The sequence below is a fragment of the Streptomyces sp. GL_140 genome, from assembly GCF_057834465.1.
In genome coordinates this window covers 2,238,403-2,257,804 of record NZ_CM174404.1, presented here as the reverse complement: position 1 = coordinate 2,257,804, position 19,402 = coordinate 2,238,403, and the positions used below count along the sequence as shown (strand labels likewise).

The following is a 19,402-nucleotide window of genomic DNA, read 5'->3' as shown; positions in this document are numbered from 1 at the left end:
TCCGGTCCGGAGCCATCCCCTCCCGCGCCCGGAACGCCCCCTTCCCGGTCCCGGTCCGGCAGGGCCCTGCGGCGTGGCCGACCGATCAGTGGCTCAAACGGTTCTCATCTGTCACCCGCATTGCTACGGTGCCACCGCCCTGACGACCAATCAGATTCCGGAGGCCCCGGCATGCGCGCAATCGTCGCCGCCGCCAGCGGTCTCGTCCTCGCGGCGCTCCTCGTCTTCGCCATCACGGCGACGGGGGCGCCGGAAGGCAAGACCTCACCGAAGCCCCTGCTCACCACCGCGCCCGCCGCGCCCGGAAAGTAGAGGAGGGCCCGGCCATGCGACGCAGAGCAAGCCTCGTCCTGCTAGCAGTAGCCGTGTTCCTGGCAGCCCTCGCACCGATGCTGCGCTGGTACGCGTACCCCAGGCTCGCGAAGATCCCGCCGAACCAGTACCAGGAGATGGTGCTGGAGGCGAAGGATGCGACCCTCATCGACTACACCGACGGCATGAAGCCGAAGAAGGTCGACAAGGTCACCATCGTCCAGACCCTCAAGGGCAACGTCGAGGCGTCCAAGGAGATCGAGGCCAGCGCCGGCAAGGACGTGGTGGTCTGGGACACGCTCAGCTACATCATCGGCCCGGACGGGAAGATGGTCTCGCAGATACCCGAGCGCTACATCTTCGACGCCCACACCCAGGCCCCGGTGCACGCCACCGGCGAGATGGTGGACGGGGACGCGGTCAAGCGCGAGGGCATCGAGTTCAAGTGGCCCTTCTTCACCGAGCCGCGCGACTACCTCTACTTCGACGCGCAGACCCGTAGCTCCTCGCCCATCCACTACGTCGGCCCGCGCAAGTTCAAGGGCATGGACGTCTACTACTACGAGCAGACCGTCCCCTGGACGAAGGTTCCGCTGCCGAAGAAGATGCCGATCGAGGGCATCGACCCGGCGACCTTCGAGCAGGTCACGGGAACCAGCATGTGGTACTCGGTCAAGGCGATGTTCTGGGTCGACCCGGTGACCGGCGCGCCCGTCAACGCCGAGCAGCAGATCCAGCAGGAGATGCGAGGCGGCAGCATCGCCGGAAGCGCTCCCGACGGCAGGCTCACCGTCTTCGCCGGGGACGTCAAGATCCGCGAGGACTACAGCGACGCCACCGTCGCCCTGGTCAAGTCGAACCGGATCAAGGTGCTCGCGCTGCACACCTACGCGCCGATCGGCCTGGCGGCCGCCGGGCTGGTGCTGTTCGGGCTCGCGCTGTGGCTGGAGGCGCGCGGCCGGCGGCCCGAGGAGGGTTAGGCCGTCCCTTTCGGATCCTGCCGGGTCCGCGCGCCGCTCAGCGCTTGAGCCGGGCGTTGGTGTGCCGGGTGGGCTCGGCGGTCGCCGGGTCCTCCGGCCACGGGTGCTTGGGGTAGCGCCCGCGCAGCTCGGCGCGGACGGCGCGGTAGCCGCCCTGCCAGAAGGACGCGAGGTCGGCGGTGACGGCCGCCGGCCGCCCGGCGGGGGACAGCAGATGTACGAGTACGGGTACCCCCGCGATCCGCGGGGTCTCGGCCAGCCCGAAGAGCTCCTGGAGCTTCACGGCGAGCACGGGCTGCCCGTGCTCGGAGGCGTAGTCGACGCGGATCCGGGAGCCGCTGGGCACCTCGATCCGCTCCGGAGCCAGCTCGTCGAGCCGGGAGGCCTCGCCGGTGGCCCAGGGCAGTAGCCGGTTCAGCGCCTGCCCGGCTTCGATCCGCCCGAGGTCGGAGCGGCGGCGGGCCCGCGACAGCTCGGGCTCCAGCCAGTCGTCGGCCCGCTCCAGCAGGGCGGAGTCCTCGGACACGTCTGGCCAGGCGCCGCCGAGGGTGCGGTGCAGGAAGCCGAGCCGGGCCCTCAGCGCTTGCGCGTCCGGGGACCAGCGCAGCAGGCCGAGGCCTTCGCTGCGCAGGCCTTCGAGCAGGGCGGCTCTGACGAGAGCCCGGTCGGGGTCGCGCAGCGGCCGTGCGGCCAGCTCGATCGCGCCGAGCCGTTCCACGGAGCGGGAGACCAGGTCTCCGTCCTCCCAGTGCACCTCCTCGCCCGCGTGGAACAGGTGGCCGGCGGCTGCTCGGGCGGTGTCCTCGTCCACGAGGGCGGCGAGCCGGACGCGGGCGGACGCGGAGTGCGGGGGCCTGTCGGCCACGGCCACGGCGAGCCACGGCGCACTGCGCAGGGCGGAGCCCTCGCCGAGTTCGGCGGCGGTGCCATTGGCCATGAGGAAGGTGCCCTGGCCCTTGGCCTTCGCCACCCGCTCGGGGAACGCCAGCGCAGCCACGAGCCCGGCAGCGGCATCGTCGGGGAGGTTGCTTTCCCCCACTCCGCCCCTTCCCGAAACCGGGCTCTGCCCGGACCCGGTCCTCAAACGCCGGGCGGGCTGAAATTGCCCTCCGGGCAATTCAGCCTCGCCGGCGTTTGAAGGCCCCGCAGGGTCCCGCTCGGTCGCGGCGCGCTCCAGGCGGCGGCCCTCCGCACGCCAGCGCGACGCGTACGGGTCGCGGCCGGCGCGGGCCCGGCGCCAGGCGGCCGCCAGGTCGTCCCCGTACTCCCGCGGCGGCTCCTCGCTCAGCAGGGCCACCAGTTCCGCGGCCCGCCGGGCTCCGAGCGCGGCGGAGCCGTCCAGCAGGGCGCGGGCGAGTCGAGGGTGCAGGCCGAGGCGGGCCATCCGCAGCCCGCGCGGGGTCGGCCGGCCCGCCGGGGTCACCGCGCCCACCGCGAGCAGTACCTCCCGGGCCGCCGCCATCGCTCCGGCCGGCGGCGGGTCGAGCAGCGCCAGCCCTGTCGCGTCGGGGTCGCCCCAGCAGGCGGCCTGGAGGGCGAACTGCGCCAGGTCCGCGATCCGGATCTCGGGGGAGGGGAAGGCGGGGAGCCGGCCGTCCTCCGCTTCGGCCCAGCAGCGGTACACCGTGCCGGGGGCCTCGCGCCCGGCGCGGCCGGCGCGCTGGCGTCCGGCCGCGCGGGACGCCCGTACGGTCGCCAGCGCGCCCAGGCCCCGCGCGTGGTCCACCCGGGGCTCGCGGGCGAGCCCCGAGTCCACGACGATCCGTACGCCGGGCACGGTCAGGCTGGACTCCGCGACGGCGGTGGACAGGATGACCCGGCGGTGACCGGCCGGGGACAGGACCGCGTCCTGGACGGCGGCCGGGGCGCGGCCGTGGATCTGGAGGACCTCCGCGTCGGCCCCGGCGAGCTGCCCTGCGACCCGGGCGATCTCACCGACTCCGGGCAGGAAGCACAGGACGTCGCCGGAACGTTCCGCCAGTGCCCGCCGCACCACCGAGGCCACGTGCGTCAGCTGCGCCGGGTCCACCCGCATCCCGTGCGGCGGCCGCACCGGCCGGGCCGGCGGGGCCCACACGGTTTCCACCGGGTACGAGATTCCGGCGGCCTCCACCACCGGAGCGCCGCCCGGGGTGCCCCGGCCGAGGACCTGCGACCATCCGGCCGCGTCGGTGGTCGCCGAAGCCGCGAGGAGCCGTAGCTCCGGGCGCAGGGTTTCGCGTACGTCCAGGAGGAAGGCGGCGACGGTGTCGGCGTCCAGGTGCCGCTCGTGGCACTCGTCCAGGACCACCAGGTCGACACCGGAGAGCTCCTGGTCCCGCTGGAGGCGCTGGAGCAGGACCCCGGTGGTGACGACCTCGACCACCGTGCGCGGGCCGGCCACCCGCTCGCCGCGCACCGTGAAGCCCACCGAGTCGCCGACCTGCTCGCCCAGCAGCCAGGCCATCCGCCGGGCCGCCGCGCGGGCCGCGATCCGGCGGGGCTCGGCGACCACGACCCGGCGGTGGGGGCCGCCCCCCACCAGTCCCGCCAGCACCAGGGGTACCAGCGTGGTCTTGCCGGTGCCGGGCGGGGCGCACAGGACGGCGGTGCCGTGGGCGTCCAGCGCGGCGACGAGCTCGGGCACCGCTTCCCGTACGGGAAGGGAGTCGAGGTCGGCCGTGCGGGGCTCGGGCGTGCGCGTCATGCGCTCAGTCTCGCTCGCAGACGAAGATCGCCGTACCGGGGATCAGGTTGCCGCGCAGCGGGGACCAGCCGCCCCACTCCTGGCTGTTCCAGGCGGGCCATTCCGGCTCGACCAGGTCGATCAGTCGGAAACCGCCCGCGACCACGTCCCGTACCCGGTCGCCGAGGGTGCGGTGGTGCTCGACGTACACGGCGGCGCCCTCCTCGTCCTGCTCCACGTAGGGGGTGCGGTCGAAGTAGGAGGCGGCGACGGAGAGCCCCTCGGGGCCGGGCTCGTCGGGGAAGGCCCAGCGGATGGGGTGGGTGACGGAGAAGACCCAGCGGCCGCCGGGGCGCAGGACGCGGCGCACCTCGCGCATGACGTTCACGGGGTCGGCGACGAAGGGGACGGCGCCGTAGGCGGAGCAGGCGAGGTCGAAGGAGCCGTCGCGGAAGGGGAGCCTTGCGGCGTCGGCCTCGACGAGGAGGGCCCCCGGCACGTCACTGCCGCCGATGCGCAGGGCGTGCTGGAGCTGGCGGTGGGAGAGGTCCAGGGCGACGGGCCGGGCACCCTGGGCGGCCAGCCAGCGCGAGCACTGGGCGGCGCCGGCGCCGATCTCCAGGACGTCCTTGCCCTTGAGGGCGGAGGCGGGGCCCAGGAGGGCGGCCTCGGCCTCGTCCAGGCCCTCGGGACCCCAGACGAAGCGGTCGTCGCCGAGGAAGGCGCCGTGCTCGCTCTGGTACTCGTCGGCGTTGCGGTCCCACCAGCCCCGGCTGGCCCGGCTGCTCTCCGCTTCCCCCGCGTCACGGCGGGTGGCCTCGGCGTCGTCCCCGGCGTCGGTTCCGGCTTCGTGCGCTTCTTCGGGGGCGTAGTCCTCTTGGTTCATGGGGCCCGTCGTCGTAGTCTGCGAATGTCTGGCGGATGTCTGCGAAGAGTGGGCTGGAGGGGCCATCGGCGCCCGCCTGCCCACGAATTGTGCCGGTAATGCGGCGATCCGCCCGAGGTGTGCGCCTTCGCGCATTGACCCTGTCCGGCTGCCCCCGTATGCTACAAGTTGCGCTGCGAGCCTGTGCTCCTCAGACCTAGCAGGCTGCGCTTGTATCTGTTGATGACCTCTCGGTTTTCGAGGCCCCCACCCCGCGTTTCGCGGAACTGGGGCTTCCTTGGCTGTCCGGCTTCTTCGGCAGATGCCGATAAGGGCTCCCGGCGTAGCAGTACCTACGACTTTCTGTCCGTAACCGGAGCCCTTACCCACATGACGAGCAGCACCGAGACCACCGCCACCACCCCGCAGGTTGCGGTCAACGACATCGGTGACGAGGCAGCGTTCCTCGCCGCGATCGACGAGACGATCAAGTACTTCAACGACGGCGACATCGTCGACGGCGTCATCGTGAAGGTCGACCGTGACGAGGTCCTCCTCGACATCGGTTACAAGACCGAGGGCGTCATCCCGAGCCGCGAGCTCTCGATCAAGCACGATGTCGACCCGAACGAGGTCGTCAAGGTCGGCGACGAGATCGAGGCTCTTGTTCTCCAGAAGGAGGACAAGGAAGGCCGTCTGATCCTGTCCAAGAAGCGTGCGCAGTACGAGCGCGCCTGGGGCACGATCGAGAAGATCAAGGAAGAAGACGGCATCGTCACCGGTACCGTCATCGAGGTCGTCAAGGGTGGTCTCATCCTCGACATCGGCCTCCGTGGCTTCCTCCCGGCTTCCCTCGTCGAGATGCGTCGCGTTCGCGACCTCCAGCCCTACGTGGGCAAGGAGCTCGAGGCGAAGATCATCGAGCTGGACAAGAACCGCAACAACGTGGTCCTGTCCCGCCGTGCCTGGCTCGAGCAGACCCAGTCCGAGGTTCGCCAGACGTTCCTCACCACCCTGCAGAAGGGTCAGGTCCGCTCCGGCGTCGTTTCCTCGATCGTCAACTTCGGTGCCTTCGTGGACCTGGGTGGCGTCGACGGTCTCGTCCACGTCTCCGAGCTGTCCTGGAAGCACATCGACCACCCGTCCGAGGTTGTCGAGGTCGGCCAGGAAGTCACCGTCGAGGTCCTCGACGTCGACATGGACCGCGAGCGTGTCTCCCTGTCGCTGAAGGCGACGCAGGAAGACCCGTGGCAGCAGTTCGCCCGGACGCACCAGATCGGTCAGGTCGTCCCGGGTAAGGTCACCAAGCTGGTTCCGTTCGGTGCGTTCGTCCGTGTGGACGAGGGCATCGAGGGTCTGGTCCACATCTCCGAGCTGGCCGAGCGCCACGTGGAGATCCCGGAGCAGGTCGTCCAGGTCAACGACGAGATCTTCGTCAAGGTCATCGACATCGACCTCGAGCGTCGCCGGATCTCGCTGTCCCTGAAGCAGGCCAACGAGTCCTTCGGTGCCGACCCGGCGTCGGTCGAGTTCGACCCGACCCTCTACGGTATGGCTGCCTCGTACGACGACGCGGGCAACTACATCTACCCCGAGGGCTTCGACCCCGAGACCAACGACTGGCTCGAGGGCTTCGACAAGCAGCGCGAAGCCTGGGAGGGCCAGTACGCCGAGGCGCAGACGCGCTTCGAGCAGCACCAGGCCCAGGTCATCAAGAGCCGCGAGGCCGACGAGGCCGCCGCTGCCGAGGGTGCGGCCGCTCCGGCCGCCGGTGGCAGCAGCAGCGCCGGTGCGGGCATCTCGGGTGGTTCGTACTCCTCCGAGGGTGCGGACGAGACCTCTGGCGCCCTGGCGTCGGACGAGGCCCTGGCCGCGCTCCGCGAGAAGCTGGCCGGCGGCCAGAGCTGATCGCAGCAGCGCAGCCTCAGCGCGAGCTGAGCTGAGTTGATGTTCAACGGTGAGGCCCGTCCCCTTCGGGGGGCGGGCCTCACCGCGTTGTACGGGTTCACCCGCCGCAGCCCCCACGGGCGCGCGCGGAAACCCGCCGGTTCCACGCGAGTTCCCGCGAATACGGCCAACTGGGGAATGGCGACGGTCCCTTGGACGTTCTTGGCAGAGAACGCGGCGAGGAGGAGTGGTGACGGTGCTTGATCCACAAGGTTTGTACGAATGGGACGCCAAGGGCCTGGCGGTGGCCGACCTGGCGCTTGCCCAGGACTCGGCCGGGCTGGTCATGCTCTACCACTTCGAGGGGTACATCGACGCGGGTGAGACGGGCGAGCAGATCGTCGAGCGGCTGCTCGACACGCTGCCCCACCAGGTCGTGGCCCGTTTCGACGCGGACCGGCTGGTCGACTACCGGGCGCGCCGCCCGCTGCTGACCTTCCAGCGCGACCACTGGACCGACTTCGAGGAGCCCCTCCTGGAGGTGCGCCTCGTCCAGGACGCCACGGGCGCCCCGTTCCTGCTGCTGTCGGGCCCCGAGCCGGACGTGGAGTGGGAGCGCTTCGCCGTCGCCGTCCGGCAGATCGTCGAGCGCCTGGGCGTGCGGCTCTCCGTGAACTTCCACGGCATCCCCATGGGCGTTCCGCACACCCGTCCCGTCGGGATCACCCCGCACGGCAACCGGACCGACCTCATGCCGGGCCACCGCAGCCCCTTCGACGAGGCGCAGGTGCCGGGCAGCGCGGAGTCGCTGGTGGAGTTCCGCCTCGGTCAGTGGGGGCACGACGTACTGGGCGTGGCCGCCCACGTACCGCACTACGTGGCGCGCTCCCCGTATCCGGACGCCGCGCTGACTGCCCTGGAGGCGATCACGGCCGCGACCGGGCTGGTCCTGCCGGCGGTCGCGCACGCCCTGCGCACCGAGGCGCACCGCACCCAGACGGAGATCGACCGGCAGATCCGGGAGGGCGACGAGGAGCTGGTCAGCCTGGTGCAGGGGCTGGAGCACCAGTACGACGCCGCGGCCGGGGCCGAAACCCGGGGCAACATGATCGCGGAGCCCGCGGAGATCCCGTCGGCGGACGAGATCGGGCGCGAGTTCGAGCGGTTCCTGGCGGAGCGCGAGGGCGAGAGCTGATGACCGGGGCCGTCCGTCCGTCGGCCCGTCCGTCGGCTGCCGTCGGCTGACGGCGGTTCGTCGCGCCCCGGGGGCTGTATGGGGTCCAGGGCGCGGGGGTTAGTCTGCCGGGCATGTTGAAAGTTGGCCTGACAGGCGGAATCGGTGCCGGCAAGAGCGAGGTCTCGCGACTGCTGGCGGGGTACGGGGCGGTCGTGGTGGACGCCGACCGGATCGCGCGGGAGGTCGTGGACCCGGGCACACCCGGGCTTCAGGCCGTCGTGGCGGCCTTCGGGGAGTCCGTGCTGGGCGCGGACGGGGCGCTGGACCGGCCGAAGCTGGGGTCCATCGTCTTCGCCGACCCGCAGAAGCTGCAGATCCTCAACGGGATCGTGCACCCGCTGGTCGGGGCCCGGTCCGCCGAGCTGGAGGCCGCCGCGGTGGCCGCGGGGCCGGACGCGATCGTGGTGCACGACGTACCGCTGCTCGCGGAGAACGGGCTCGCGCCGCTCTACGACCTGGTCGTGGTGGTGGACGCGGCCCCCGGGACCCAGCTGGCCCGGCTGACCGCGCTGCGCGGGATGGCCGAGGAGGAGGCGCGGGCCCGGATGGCCGCGCAGGCCACGCGGGAGCAGCGGCTGGCCGTGGCCACCCTCGTCATCGACAACGACGGGCCGCTGGAGGCCCTGGAGCCGCAGGTGCGCAAGGTGTGGGAGGAACTCACGGCGCGGGCGGCGGCGGTGCCGGGCTCCGGCGCCTGAAGCGGCCGCCCGGGCGCAGCGGCGTACTCGTGGAATAGCGGGTGGGGCGGGGGGCGTTGAACGCGCCTGTAGAGGGAAGGAACAGACCGTGTCCGACACCACGCCGCAGCTCCCGTCGCCGTCCCCGTCGCCCGAGACGCACGTCATCGACTACCGGGCCGCCGAGCAGCTGCTCGCCGCCCGGGATCCGCGCGGCGCGGTGAAACTGCTCGACTCGGTCATAGCCGCCCACCCGGAGAACACGGCGGCCCGGCTGCTGCGCGCCCGCGCCTTTTTCGCGGCGGCCCAGCTGCGTCCGGCGGCGCTGGAGTTCGAGCTGGTGCTGGAGCGGGAGCCGGACAACGCGTTCGCGCACTTCGCGCTGGCCCGCACCCACGAGCGTGCCGGCCGGCCGGAGCTGGCCCGCAAGCACTTCCGGCTGGCGGCGGCCCTCGACCCGCAGCCGGACTACCTGGCGGCGGCCCGCTTCGACGAGTAGGCGCAGTAGGCGCTACCGCCTCGGGGGTTCGTACGGGGGGATCTCCGGGCCCGGCTGGTAGTGCGGGCCCTGGTGGATGTGGTGGAGCACGACGGCCAGGTCCACGGCGGCGAGCACGGTGACGGCGGCGCAGGCCGCCGCCCATCCGGGCCGGGCGGCGAGCGAGAACACCGCGGCCCCGGCGGCGGACCAGAACATCCCCCACACGCTCAACCAGAACCGCAGCCGCAGCGGACTCCGTGCGGTCACCGGCTCGTTTCCGCTTCGCATGACCATCGCCTCACCTCCATGGTCCCACCGCCGACGTCCGGACTCCTTTCAGCCCGTCCGGCGCTTGAGGACCGGGTCCGGGCAGAGCCCGGGGAACGGTGGAAGGGCGGGGAGGGGCAGGCCCCGCACAGCGGCCCGGCACTGGCAAACGCCCAGCTCAGCCGCATTGTCAGTGCCCGCACCTAGACTCGACGGCAGACGGGACCCGTCCGACGACGAAGGGGGGAGGGACACCATGACCACGCACGCACCGGCGGAGCCACCCGCGCTACTCCGCCACGCCGCCGTGTTCCTCCCCGCCGCCGTCCCCCGGGAGGGCCGTGTCGCGTTCTGGGCCCCCGACGGCGACCCCCTGCCCGCGACGGGCTCCCCGCAGTCCCTCACCGTGGTCCGCCCGCACGGCGAGGGCGTCCGCAGCCGGACCGTGCCGGCCGTCACGCTGACGGTCACCGCGGCCCTGCCCCTGCTCGTCCGCGCGGTCCGCAGCCCCGCCGCCCACCCCGCGACCCGGGCCTGGGGGACCGCCGCCGTGCAGGCGCTCACCCTGGTGGCCCGCGGCCGCCTGCTGCCGGGGCTGACCCCCGAGGGCATGGACGCCTGGCGGGCCGGTCCGCTGGACGCGGACGACATCGGGTACCTGCGGGCCGTGGCCGCCGCCCTGCCCCACGAGGGGTACGCCACCCCGCTCGCCGGCCGCCGCCCGCTGCACCTGCCCGAACCGGAGGCGCTGGTCCGGGCGTTCCTCGACGCAGTCGCCGACAGTCTGCCCCGTACGGCGGCGGCGCCCTTCGCCGCGGGCCGTCCGTTCGCCGCCCGGGAGCCGCAGCATGTTCCGGGGATGCAGGAGTGGGCCGCACAGGTCGCCTCCGGGGCCGACACCGGGGTCGGCATCTCGCTCCGCCTCGACCTGTCCTCCTTCCGGCTCTTCGACGAGGCGGCGGCAGCGGACGAAACCGCGTCGATGGAGGACGTCCGCCGGGCCGGAGCCGCCGTGGTGCAGGTGCACAGCCTCGCCGATCCGACCCTGGTCACCGACGCCTCGACGCTGTGGGCGGGCGCCGCCGCGGCCGGCTTCGGCCCCCGCGCCCGGATCGATGCCGTGCTCGCGCTGCGCCGGGCGGCCCGGGTGTGGCCGCCGCTGCTGCGTCTGCTGGACCAGCCGGTCCCCGATGTCCTGGCCCTGTCGGATCCCGAGCTCGAAGACCTGCTGGGCCGGGCCGCGATCCGGCTGGCGCAGGCCGGGGTCCAGGTCCACTGGCCGCGCGACCTGGCCCGTACGCTCTCCGCCACCGCGGTCGTGCGGTCCACCGCGCCCGGTTCCGCCACCGACGGCACCGCCTTCTTCGACGCCGAGCAGCTCTTCGCCTTCTCCTGGGAGCTGGCGCTCGGCGGCGACCGGCTCACCCCGGGGGAGATGGACGCCCTCGCGCAGGCCCACCGGCCCGTGGTGCGGCTGCGCGACCAGTGGGTGCGGGTCGATCCGGAGCTGGTGCGCAAGGCGCGCAAGCGGGAGCTGGGGCTGCTGGACCCGGTGGACGCGCTGGCCACCGTACTGACGGGGACGGCCGAGGTGGACGGGGAGCAGGTGGCCGCCGTCCCGGTCGGGGCGCTGGCCGCACTGCGGGAGCGGCTGACCGGGGAGCTGGCCCCGCTGCCCCAGCCGGCCGCGCTCAAGGCCACCCTGCGCGACTACCAGGCCCGGGGGCTGGCCTGGCTGGACCTGATGACCTCGCTCGGTCTGGGCGGTTGTCTCGCCGACGACATGGGCCTGGGCAAGACGGTCACCCTGATCGCGCTCCACCTGCACCGAGACCGCCCCGAGCCCACGCTCGTCGTCTGCCCGGCCTCGCTCCTGGGGAACTGGCAGCGGGAGATCGAGAGGTTCGCGCCCGGTACCCCGGTGCGCCGTTTCCACGGGGCCGGCCGCAGCCTCGAAGGCCTGGAGGGCGGATTCGTCCTCACCACCTACGGGACGATGCGCGCGGGAGCGGCCCGGCTGGCCGAGCAGCCCTGGGGCATGGTCGTCGCCGACGAGGCCCAGCACGTCAAGAATCCGCACTCGGCGACCGCCAAGGCGCTGCGCACCATCCCGGCTCCGGCGCGGGTGGCGCTGACCGGTACCCCGGTGGAGAACAACCTGTCGGAGCTGTGGGCGCTCCTCGACTGGACCACTCCGGGGCTGCTGGGGCCGCTCACCGCGTTCCGCGCCCGGCACGCCCGTCCCGTGGAGCACCAGAACGAGGAGGACGGCGGCAATGAGGCCGCGGTCGCCCGACTGGCCGCGCTGGTAAGGCCGTTCCTGCTGCGGCGCAGGAAGTCCGATCCAGGGATCGCACCCGAGCTGCCGCCGAAGACGGAGACCGACCACCCGGTGTCCCTCACCCGCGAGCAGGTCTCCCTCTACCAGGCCGCGGTGGACGAGGCGATGGCCGTGATCGGGGCGAGCGAGGGCATCGAGCGGCGCGGCATGATCATGAAGCTGCTGGGCTCGCTCAAGCAGATCTGCAACCACCCCGCGCAGTACCTCAAGGAGGATCAGCCCCGGATCGCGCACCGCTCCGGCAAGCTGGCCCTGCTGGACGAGCTACTCGACACGATCCTCGCCGAGGGCGGCTCGGTGCTGGTCTTCACCCAGTACGTGACCATGGCCCGGATCATCGACCGTCATCTCGCTGCGCGCGGGATCTCGCGTCAACTGCTGCACGGCGGGACGCCCGTCGCCCGTCGCGAGGAGCTCGTGGACCGGTTCCAGGCGGGCGAGAGCCCGGTCTTCCTGCTCTCCCTCAAGGCGGCGGGCACCGGCCTCAACCTGACGCGGGCCGGCCATGTCATCCACTACGACCGCTGGTGGAACCCGGCCGTCGAGGAGCAGGCCACGGACCGGGCCTACCGCATCGGCCAGACCCAGCCCGTCCAGGTCCACCGGATCATCGCCGAGGGCACCGTGGAGGACCGGATCGCCGAGATGCTGGAAGCCAAGCGGGCGCTGGCCGATGCCGTGCTCGGCTCCGGCGAATCGGCGCTGACCGAGCTGACCGACCGCGAGCTGGCCGACCTCGTCTCCCTGCGCAGGCCTGTGTGATCACCGCGCGGGACGACCGCCGCCGCACCTTCGAGACCGTGCCGCCCGGGCTGGAGGCCGTCAGCTGGTGGGGCCGGGCCTGGGTGGCGGCCCTCGAATCCGGCGCCCGCGACGGGGCCCGGTTGGCCCGGGGGCGTACCTACGCGGCCGAGGGCCACGTCGACGCCGTCACCATCACGCCGGGCCGGATCGTGGCCTACGTACGGGGCAGCCGGCCGCGCCCGTACCGCACCGAGCTGTCCCTGCCCGCCTTCGCGGACTCCGAATGGCGCGAGCTCCTGGAGTCGGTCGCGGCCGACCCGACGGCGCTCGCCGCGCTGCTGGAGCGGGAGGTCCCGGAGTCCCTCGCCGAGTCGGTCCTGCCCGGCGAGGGCGAGCTGGTGGCGCGCTGCTCCTGCCCGGACGTGGCCCGCCCGCCGTGCAAGCACGCCGCAGCGCTCTGCTACCGGGCGGCCCGCCTGCTGGACTCCGACCCCTTCGTGCTCCTGCTGCTGCGCGGCCGGGGCGAGCGGGAGCTGCTGGAAGAGCTCACCCGCCGCAACGCCGCCCACGCCGCGCGCGAACAGCCCGAGGAGGCGCCCGGGTTCCCCGGTGTGCCCGCCCGTGCGGCGCTCGCCCGCGCCACCGCGGCGCTGCTTCCCGCCCCGCTGGCCGCGCCCGCCGCGGTCGGGCTGCCGCCCGCCTGCCCGGCCGATCCCGGCGCTCCGGATCCGCTGGCCCTGGACCAGCTCGCGGGGGACGCGGCCGTGCGCGCCCTGGCCCTGCTCACCACCGGCGAGGATCCGATCGGCGGCCTGACCCGCTGGCAGGACGCGGTCCGGCTGGCATCGGCGCACCACACCGCCGGGCTCAGCGGCGCGGCCCGCGTGCTCTACCGGGACCTGGCCCGCGCCACGGGGCGCAGTACCACCGACCTCGCCCGGGGCGCGGCTGCCTGGCGTCAGGGCGGGCTGCCCGCGCTGCTCGCGCTGGAGGAGCCGTGGGATCCGCCCGCCGGTCCCTTCGACCGGGCCCGCCCGGTGCTCCTTGCCGCGGCTGAGGGTGCCTTCCGTCCCGACCGCAACCGCCTGACGTCCGCCACCCGCCAGCTCCGTCTGGGCCGCGATTCCCTCTGGTACGCCTACGAGCCGGGACAGGGGCCGGACGACTGGTGGCCCACGGGCCGGCCTTCCCAGGACCCGGTCACGGCCCTTCGGCGCTGAGTCCGGCCGCCCAGCCGTTCAGGGTGGCGAAGTCGGCGGCGCGCAGGCCCTGCCGGGGGTGGATGCGCAGGAGCAGGGCCGGGGCGGGGTGGTGGGCCCGGACCCAGGCGCGGTCGCGGGCGGTGATCATGTCGTCCACCCAGGCGAAGGGCCGGCCGGCCGCCCAGTCGACGAGGTGCCGGGTCTTCCACGAGAGGCCGTCGGGGTCGCGAGCGAAGAGCTCCGGCCATTCGACGACCGGGAGGTCGGCGGGGAGTCCGATGTGCGGGGAGATCATCGTGTTGGCCTCGTGCGTCCAGGCGGTGGCCCAGGTGAGTTCGTAGGGCAGGGCCAGCAGGCGGGCGCCGTGGGCGGGGTGGAGGCGTACGCGTGCGCCCCGGCGGGCGCGGCGGGAACCGGGTGTGCGGTAGGACATCCAGACGGTCGGCCACATCCGGTGACCGGTGTATCCGCGCAGACCGGCGAGGTGGGACTTGAACGGATTGAGGGGGCCGTCGACGTCGAGGAGCAGCAGGGGACGAGTCATGAAATAGGGATTACCCAGTACACGATGGAGTGAAATGCCTACCGGCTCTATAACCCGAACGGGTCTACCGCGTTGTCTCCGGTACGGGTGATGCGCCCGTGGAGTCCTCCGGAAGGCAGGAAAACTGATGCGTCACAGTCGTCGGAATGGCTTGATCGCGGCGGTAGTTGCGGGAGGTGGGCTGGCGCTCGCGGGGGCGGGTGGCTTCGCCTACGCGGACGCGGACGCCAGTGGGCAGGCGGAGCGTTCGCCGGGGCTGCTGTCGGGGAACCTGGTGCAGTTGCCGGTGCACGTCCCGGTGAACGTGTGCGGGAACACCGTGAGCGTGATCGGCGTGCTCAACTCGGCCGCCGGGAACGGGTGTGCCAACGGGACCCCGGGCGGTGACGGGCATCCCGGGCATCCCGGTCCGGGACCCTCGCATCCGTCGCCCCTGTCCTCGCACTCCTCGAAACCCGGCGCCGGAAACGGTGCGGGGAACGGCTCGGGCAGCGGCGCGGTGGCCGAGGGGCGGGGAAAGGATTCTCCGGGGCTGCTGTCCGGCAACGGGCTCCAACTGCCCGTGGACGTACCCGTGAACATCAGCGGGAACTCGGTGAACGTCGTCGGCGTCGGCAACTCCGCCGCGGGCAACACCTCCGTCAACGGCCGGCCTCCGAGCGTCGGCCGGCCCACCGAGCCGCCGGTCACGGTGCGGCCCGTCACCCCGCCGGCGCCGCAGCAGGGCTCCGTGGAGCTCGCCCACACGGGCGCCGAAGGCATCGGCTACCTCCTGCCCGGCGGCGGAGCCCTGCTGCTCGGCGGAGCCCTCCTCTACCGCCGCTTCCGGCTCAACTAGGGCCTGTCGTCAAAGTGCCGTCTGCCTCGCGGCTCCGGGCTACGACGCCACTTTGACGACAGGCCCTAGGCCGCTCCCTCAGCCGCGTCGGACCCCGCCCGCCAGCCGTCGAGGATCGCGTCGATCCGCGGGGCCAGCCGGGCCCGTGCAGCGAACCGGGGAAGGCCGCCCATCAGCAGGGCGTCGTACTCGGTGTCGAGGTGGCGCACGGCCGCCCGTACCGCCGCCGAGACGGCCGGCTCGTCCAGGGCCCGGCCGGCCGCGCTGCGCCCCACCCGGCCGCTGCCCCGCACCGAGGCGTGCGCGGCGATGGCCTGCGCCCGCTCCGCCGGGCAGCCGGGGAAGAGCCGCAGGATCTCGGCGGCGAAGGCGGCCGTGAAGCGGACGTCCTCGGCGGCCCGGCGCAGCCGGTCGCGCTCCCGGCGCCGGGCCCGGGCGTCGGCGTCCGCGAGGCAGGCCCGCTCCGCGGCGGCGAGGGCGGACTCCTCGACGAGGAGGCCCTGGCGCTCGTAGCGTCGGCGGCTGCGGTGGAAGCGCACGACGACGGCCGAGAGCGAACTGGCCCGGTGCGCCCGCCGGGTCAGGGCCGCGTCGCCGCGCGGCAGGTAGACGAGGTGTCCGAGGTCGGCGCAGTCGAGGCAGCGGGGGACGCCGACCTCGCGGACGAGGTGGCGGAGCGGGCCCTGCCTGCACTGCGCGCAGTGGATCTGCTTCATCGACTCGAAAACGACGAGACTCATGACGATGTGATACCGCCGACTGGGCCGTATATCACCTTGTACGTAAGGGTGGTTGCGCTTTCGCAGAGCCATACCCCACCTTGTGATGGTCTCCTACCGTGAGTCGAGTGGGCCGAGGCGGGCCCATGGAGGAGGAATACATGGTTGGACGGCAGGCGACGGTACGACGCCCGGAGGCGGCGGTCCGGCGCTTCGAGGAGGCGGCCGCCTCCGACCTCGTGGTGAGAGAGATCGCCATAGAGCCGGGGGGCTGCACCGGCTGGCACTACCACCAGGTCCCGCTGATAGCGGTGGTCAAGTCCGGGACCCTGACCCGGATCCTGCACGACGGCACGGTCGAGGTGCACCCCACCGGCACCAGCTTCGTCGAGCCGGCCGGAATCCAGCAGGTCCACCTCGGCCGCAACCTCGGGTCGGAGCCGGTGGTGCTCTGCGTGACGGCCGCCCTGGCCGAGGACGCCCCCTTCGCGCTGCCCGCCGATGCCCCGCCCGGGGCCACACCGTGTGAGTGCCCCACGCGTACCCGGTGAACCGGCCCCCGCGGGGAACCCGGGAACCGGTCAGACCAGTCGGCGAATCTCTCCGCGCACGCGGTAGAACCCTCCTGAGGCCGGGTGCAGCCCGTCCACCACGTACCGGGCGCCCGCCTCCCGGATCCCGCGCGGGAACTGCACGTTCCATGAGGGCTCGAAGCCGCCCGACACCACCTGGACGCGCATCCGGCCGCCCTGCTGCACGCACTCCACGACCACGCCGCCCCCGGGCACCGACCCGACCGTCACCGTCGCGACTGCTGCGGGCGACGCGGCCGGGGTGAAGACGGGCAGGGCGGCCGCGGACTTCACGTCCACCGCCTTCGGCACCGAACCCTGCCGGGCCGCGGCGATCGCCGCCTCGCTCGCGTCCACGCACACCAGCGACCCGTCCGTGGTCACCAGGTACAGCCGCTCGTCCAGATACTGCATGGACAGCGCGGACCCGCTGCCGGTGCCCAGCTTCCACAGTCGCCGCCCGTCGGCGTCGAAGCAGTACACCGAGGAGGCGAGGTCGCCGGCGAAGACGTGCCGCCCGTCCGGCGAGGTGGCGCACGAGTACACCGCCGCGTCGCACCGGTACGAGGCCTCCACGGCGCCGGTGGCCTTCGACAGCCGCTGCACGGTGTGGCGGCCGGTCCCCGCGTACACCGCGTGTTCCTCCTGCCAGCCGAACAGCACCGCGCCGTCGGTTTGGGTGTGCCACAACTGCCCGCCGCCGTCCGGCGCGTAGGCCGTCACGCCCTTGCTGTGGCCGTGGTAGACGGCGCGCTCGTCCGCACGCACCATCCACGCGTTGTCGCCGGAGGAGCGCCGCGACCACTGGAACTCGTCCTCGTGGTCGATGACCGTCAGCCCACCGCTGTGGTCGGCGACGTTCAGCACGCCCTCGTGGATGTCGAGCCAGAAGATGTCCACGTCGGCGGCGATGTCGTACGCGCCGAACGGCACCTTCGACGACAGGTCGTACACCGTGCCGTCGTCACAGCCCGCGTATATCCAGAACTCGTCCGCCACCAGGCACTTCACCCCGTCCGGCAGCGAATAGCGGGCCAGTACCTCGCCGCCGTGGCTCAGGGTGTAGACGTCACCGGCCTGGTTGCCGACCCAGCAGCGGTCCTCGTCCACGTGGATCCCGAAGGCCGCGGAACCCGTACGGAACCGCCACAGCACCGGGGCCGTCGCCCGCGCCGTGGACGGCGCCGAAGTCACCTGGCGGCGCGTCACCGACCGGGCCGCGCGACCGCCCCGTACCGCCGGTGCGTAACCCTTGCGGATCTTCTCGCCGACCTTCTTCGCTGCGGCCGCCCGCGCCTTCTCGACGGTGGGGAAGGAGGAGTTCTGGAGCTGGCCGTCCGCACCGATGCGCCCGTACCGCACGGACACGGCGGTGCCGCTCACGGTCACCTCGTAGAACTTGTGGGCCCCGCCGTCGTCCTGCGACAGCTCCAGATACGTCGTCTCGGCAGCCATGACAGACCCCTCCCCAAGGCCGGGCCACCGGCCCCCTGTGCGCCGGTGATCCCTCGTGAAAAACGTTAGGCGTCACCACTGACAATGGGTTCGTGCAGCTGGAAGCGATCACATGGCAGCGGATGGCCGAGCGGCTCGCCGGTCACCTCGAAGAGGGCGTAGGCGGGGCCCGGGACGGCAACGGCAACGGGGGAGCGGGCGGGGCCGGCTGGCGCCGGGTGTGCGTCGACGGCGCCCCCGCCGCCCCGACCGGCGTGCTCGCCGGGGAACTCGCCGAGGCGCTGCGCCTGCGCGGCAGTTCGGTCCAGGTGGTGGCGGCCGAGGGTTTCCTGCGTCCGGCCTCGCTACGCTTCGAGTTCGGCCGCGAGGACGTGGACTCGTACCTCGGCGGCTGGTACGACACGGCCGCGCTCTGGCGGGAGGTGTTCGGCCCGACCGATCCCGGCGGCACCGGCCGGGTCCTTCCCGACCTCTGGGACCCGGTGACCGACCGGGCGACCCGCAGCCCCTACGTCGAACTCCCGCCCGGCGGCGTGCTGATCGTGCACGGCCCGCTGCTCCTGGGCCACTGGTTCCCCTTCGACCTCAGCGTCCACATCAGCCTCTCCCCGGGCGCGCTGGCCCGCCGCACCGAGGAGTCCGCCCGCTGGACCCTGCCCGCCTTCGCGCGCTACGAGGCCGAGACCGGCCCGGCGGCCCTGGCCGACGCCCTGGTCCGGGCCGACGACCCGCGCCACCCCGCCTGGACCGGGATCACCGGCCCCACGGGCTGACCTCGCGGCCCCGCTGCGTCACGGACGTCCGGGATCGGCAACAGCGCCATCGCGGCTCCGTGACGAAGCGGTTCCGGCCATCGCCGAGGCCGGAGCCCGGCGTTACGTTGACGGCACGCTTCGACGGCGGCCACCCGGTGGCGCCTTGGCAGAAGGAGACGGCAATGGGCGGACACGGCAACGGGGTTCGGGGTCCGAGAAGGCTGCGGCGGCAGGCCTGCGCCGCCGCTCTGCTGCTCTGCGGGACCCTGGCCCTGACGGCCTGCAACGGAGACGACGGCGACGTGGGAGCCGGAGCGGGTCCCGCCGGTACGGCGCCCAGTGCGAGCGCGGCGACCCCTTCGGCCGGCTCCGCCTCCTCCGCCCCGGCCGGCACGGCGAAGCCGTCCGCGCCCACCTCGGCGTCCTCGAAGAAGCCGTCCCCGACCGCCACCGCGCCGGTCAAGCCGAAGCCGCCCGCCCCCGGGCCCACCTGCGCCATCCCCAAGGATCTGGTCTCGCCGAACGAGTTCGCCGTCGACCGCTACACCCCCGAGGGCGGATCCTGGGCCCTGATTGGCAAGCGCGGCCACTGGGGCTGCGCCGTGCCGGGTGGCGCGACCCCCTTCGTGACCGTCGGCGAGGAAACCTTCATTCCCATCGCCGAGGACGCCAAGATCGGCGCCCACGCCCCGATCCTCTCCGGTTCCACGAACAAGCCGATCAGCACGCATGAGCTCACCTCGTGGCTGGAAACCCACCCGAACAAGGGCCTGGTGTTCCACTACAACCTGACCCCCGCCGGTGTGATCGACACCCTCGGCCAGGAGGAGTACAGCTCCTGACCGCTGCTCCCGCTGCTCC

General features: G+C 73.1%; 18 protein-coding genes. 12 read left to right on the top strand and 6 right to left on the bottom strand.

Annotation, left to right across the window (positions count from 1 at the left end; translation table 11 throughout):
- The first annotated feature begins 171 nt into the window (after positions 1-171).
- Both AC3IYJ_RS10580 and pgfA read left to right on the top strand, forming a co-directional pair.
- A complete protein-coding gene (locus AC3IYJ_RS10580) occupies positions 172-312 on the top strand; it encodes an SPW_0924 family protein (protein WP_327307299.1) in 141 nt (46 codons plus the stop codon).
- Positions 313-326: 14 nt separating this feature from the next.
- Entirely contained in the window at positions 327-1,292 is a 966-nt protein-coding gene (pgfA, locus tag AC3IYJ_RS10575) for a cell envelope lipid trafficking protein PgfA (RefSeq protein WP_489401050.1), read from the top strand.
- 37 nt (positions 1,293-1,329) lie between these two features.
- Here the strand turns inward: pgfA and AC3IYJ_RS10570 are convergent, their stop codons facing one another.
- Together AC3IYJ_RS10570 and AC3IYJ_RS10565 are read right to left on the bottom strand one after the other, a co-directional pair.
- Entirely contained in the window at positions 1,330-3,978 is a 2,649-nt protein-coding gene (locus AC3IYJ_RS10570) for an ATP-dependent RNA helicase (RefSeq protein ID WP_489401049.1), read from the bottom strand.
- 4 nt (positions 3,979-3,982) lie between these two features.
- Complete coding sequence (locus tag AC3IYJ_RS10565) at positions 3,983-4,843, bottom strand: class I SAM-dependent methyltransferase (RefSeq protein WP_489401048.1); 861 nt, start codon at positions 4,841-4,843, stop codon at positions 3,983-3,985.
- Between the two features lie 369 nt (positions 4,844-5,212).
- Between AC3IYJ_RS10565 and rpsA the strand changes: the two genes are divergently transcribed.
- The 4 genes from rpsA to AC3IYJ_RS10545 all read left to right on the top strand — a co-directional run bounded on the left by rpsA (position 5,213) and on the right by AC3IYJ_RS10545 (position 9,122).
- Entirely contained in the window at positions 5,213-6,730 is a 1,518-nt protein-coding gene (rpsA, locus tag AC3IYJ_RS10560) for a 30S ribosomal protein S1 (RefSeq protein ID WP_489401047.1), read from the top strand.
- A gap of 235 nt (positions 6,731-6,965) precedes the next feature.
- Positions 6,966-7,904 carry a PAC2 family protein gene (locus tag AC3IYJ_RS10555; RefSeq protein ID WP_489401046.1) on the top strand — a complete coding sequence of 313 codons (939 nt, stop codon included), beginning with the start codon at positions 6,966-6,968 and terminating at the stop codon, positions 7,902-7,904.
- Between the two features lie 113 nt (positions 7,905-8,017).
- Positions 8,018-8,644: a dephospho-CoA kinase gene (gene coaE, locus AC3IYJ_RS10550; RefSeq protein ID WP_489401045.1), complete on the top strand. Its 627-nt coding sequence runs from the start codon at positions 8,018-8,020 to the stop codon at positions 8,642-8,644.
- A gap of 88 nt (positions 8,645-8,732) precedes the next feature.
- Positions 8,733-9,122, top strand: a complete 390-nt coding sequence (locus AC3IYJ_RS10545) for a tetratricopeptide repeat protein (protein ID WP_489401044.1) — start codon at positions 8,733-8,735, stop codon at positions 9,120-9,122.
- Between the two features lie 12 nt (positions 9,123-9,134).
- On the opposite strand, the gene AC3IYJ_RS10540 is transcribed toward AC3IYJ_RS10545, so the two are convergent.
- Positions 9,135-9,392: a DUF6343 family protein gene (locus AC3IYJ_RS10540; protein WP_489401043.1), complete on the bottom strand. Its 258-nt coding sequence runs from the start codon at positions 9,390-9,392 to the stop codon at positions 9,135-9,137.
- A gap of 235 nt (positions 9,393-9,627) precedes the next feature.
- Here AC3IYJ_RS10540 and AC3IYJ_RS10535 point away from each other — a divergent pair, with 235 nt between their 5' ends.
- Both AC3IYJ_RS10535 and AC3IYJ_RS10530 read left to right on the top strand, forming a co-directional pair.
- Positions 9,628-12,474, top strand: coding sequence for a DEAD/DEAH box helicase (locus AC3IYJ_RS10535; protein ID WP_489401042.1), 2,847 nt, complete (start codon positions 9,628-9,630; stop codon positions 12,472-12,474).
- A complete protein-coding gene (locus AC3IYJ_RS10530) occupies positions 12,471-13,676 on the top strand; it encodes an SWIM zinc finger family protein (RefSeq protein ID WP_489401041.1) in 1,206 nt (401 codons plus the stop codon). Before AC3IYJ_RS10535 ends, AC3IYJ_RS10530 begins: the two co-directional genes overlap by 4 nt.
- Here the strand turns inward: AC3IYJ_RS10530 and AC3IYJ_RS10525 are convergent.
- Positions 13,657-14,202, bottom strand: a complete 546-nt coding sequence (locus AC3IYJ_RS10525; RefSeq protein ID WP_489401040.1) for a hypothetical protein — start codon at positions 14,200-14,202, stop codon at positions 13,657-13,659. The genes AC3IYJ_RS10530 and AC3IYJ_RS10525 overlap by 20 nt on opposite strands.
- Positions 14,203-14,329: 127 nt before the next feature.
- Between AC3IYJ_RS10525 and AC3IYJ_RS10520 the strand changes: the two genes are divergently transcribed.
- Positions 14,330-15,040 (top strand): chaplin, encoded by a 711-nt coding sequence (locus AC3IYJ_RS10520; RefSeq protein WP_489401039.1) that lies wholly within the window; start codon positions 14,330-14,332, stop codon positions 15,038-15,040.
- Between the two features lie 65 nt (positions 15,041-15,105).
- On the opposite strand, the gene AC3IYJ_RS10515 is transcribed toward AC3IYJ_RS10520, so the two are convergent.
- Positions 15,106-15,780, bottom strand: coding sequence for a DUF2293 domain-containing protein (locus AC3IYJ_RS10515; RefSeq protein ID WP_489401038.1), 675 nt, complete (start codon positions 15,778-15,780; stop codon positions 15,106-15,108).
- Positions 15,781-15,920: 140 nt separating this feature from the next.
- Here AC3IYJ_RS10515 and AC3IYJ_RS10510 point away from each other — a divergent pair, with 140 nt between their 5' ends.
- On the top strand, positions 15,921-16,310 hold the full coding sequence (locus AC3IYJ_RS10510; protein ID WP_489401037.1) for a cupin domain-containing protein: 390 nt from the start codon (positions 15,921-15,923) through the stop codon (positions 16,308-16,310).
- A gap of 30 nt (positions 16,311-16,340) precedes the next feature.
- Here the strand turns inward: AC3IYJ_RS10510 and AC3IYJ_RS10505 are convergent, their stop codons facing one another.
- Positions 16,341-17,786: a WGR domain-containing protein gene (locus AC3IYJ_RS10505; protein WP_489401036.1), complete on the bottom strand. Its 1,446-nt coding sequence runs from the start codon at positions 17,784-17,786 to the stop codon at positions 16,341-16,343.
- 92 nt (positions 17,787-17,878) lie between these two features.
- Between AC3IYJ_RS10505 and AC3IYJ_RS10500 the strand changes: the two genes are divergently transcribed.
- Positions 17,879-18,559, top strand: coding sequence for a nucleoside/nucleotide kinase family protein (locus AC3IYJ_RS10500; RefSeq protein WP_489401035.1), 681 nt, complete (start codon positions 17,879-17,881; stop codon positions 18,557-18,559).
- Positions 18,560-18,723: 164 nt separating this feature from the next.
- Positions 18,724-19,383: a hypothetical protein gene (locus AC3IYJ_RS10495; protein ID WP_489401034.1), complete on the top strand. Its 660-nt coding sequence runs from the start codon at positions 18,724-18,726 to the stop codon at positions 19,381-19,383.
- The last annotated feature ends 19 nt before the right edge of the window (positions 19,384-19,402 follow it).

What these genes read in the sequence shown, in the direction of transcription:
- AC3IYJ_RS10580 (WP_327307299.1), top strand. Translation starts at nt 172, where the DNA reads ATGCGCGCAATCGTCGCCGCCGCCAGCGGTCTCGTCCTCGCGGCGCTC.
- pgfA (WP_489401050.1), top strand. Translation starts at nt 327, where the DNA reads ATGCGACGCAGAGCAAGCCTCGTCCTGCTAGCAGTAGCCGTGTTCCTG.
- AC3IYJ_RS10570 (WP_489401049.1), bottom strand. Translation starts at nt 3,978, where the DNA reads ATGACGCGCACGCCCGAGCCCCGCACGGCCGACCTCGACTCCCTTCCC.
- AC3IYJ_RS10565 (WP_489401048.1), bottom strand. Translation starts at nt 4,843, where the DNA reads ATGAACCAAGAGGACTACGCCCCCGAAGAAGCGCACGAAGCCGGAACC.
- rpsA (WP_489401047.1), top strand. Translation starts at nt 5,213, where the DNA reads ATGACGAGCAGCACCGAGACCACCGCCACCACCCCGCAGGTTGCGGTC.
- coaE (WP_489401045.1), top strand. Translation starts at nt 8,018, where the DNA reads ATGTTGAAAGTTGGCCTGACAGGCGGAATCGGTGCCGGCAAGAGCGAG.
- AC3IYJ_RS10540 (WP_489401043.1), bottom strand. Translation starts at nt 9,392, where the DNA reads ATGCGAAGCGGAAACGAGCCGGTGACCGCACGGAGTCCGCTGCGGCTG.
- AC3IYJ_RS10535 (WP_489401042.1), top strand. Translation starts at nt 9,628, where the DNA reads ATGACCACGCACGCACCGGCGGAGCCACCCGCGCTACTCCGCCACGCC.
- AC3IYJ_RS10525 (WP_489401040.1), bottom strand. Translation starts at nt 14,202, where the DNA reads ATGACTCGTCCCCTGCTGCTCCTCGACGTCGACGGCCCCCTCAATCCG.
- AC3IYJ_RS10520 (WP_489401039.1), top strand. Translation starts at nt 14,330, where the DNA reads ATGCGTCACAGTCGTCGGAATGGCTTGATCGCGGCGGTAGTTGCGGGA.
- AC3IYJ_RS10515 (WP_489401038.1), bottom strand. Translation starts at nt 15,780, where the DNA reads ATGAGTCTCGTCGTTTTCGAGTCGATGAAGCAGATCCACTGCGCGCAG.
- AC3IYJ_RS10510 (WP_489401037.1), top strand. Translation starts at nt 15,921, where the DNA reads ATGGTTGGACGGCAGGCGACGGTACGACGCCCGGAGGCGGCGGTCCGG.
- AC3IYJ_RS10505 (WP_489401036.1), bottom strand. Translation starts at nt 17,786, where the DNA reads ATGGCTGCCGAGACGACGTATCTGGAGCTGTCGCAGGACGACGGCGGG.
- AC3IYJ_RS10495 (WP_489401034.1), top strand. Translation starts at nt 18,724, where the DNA reads ATGGGCGGACACGGCAACGGGGTTCGGGGTCCGAGAAGGCTGCGGCGG.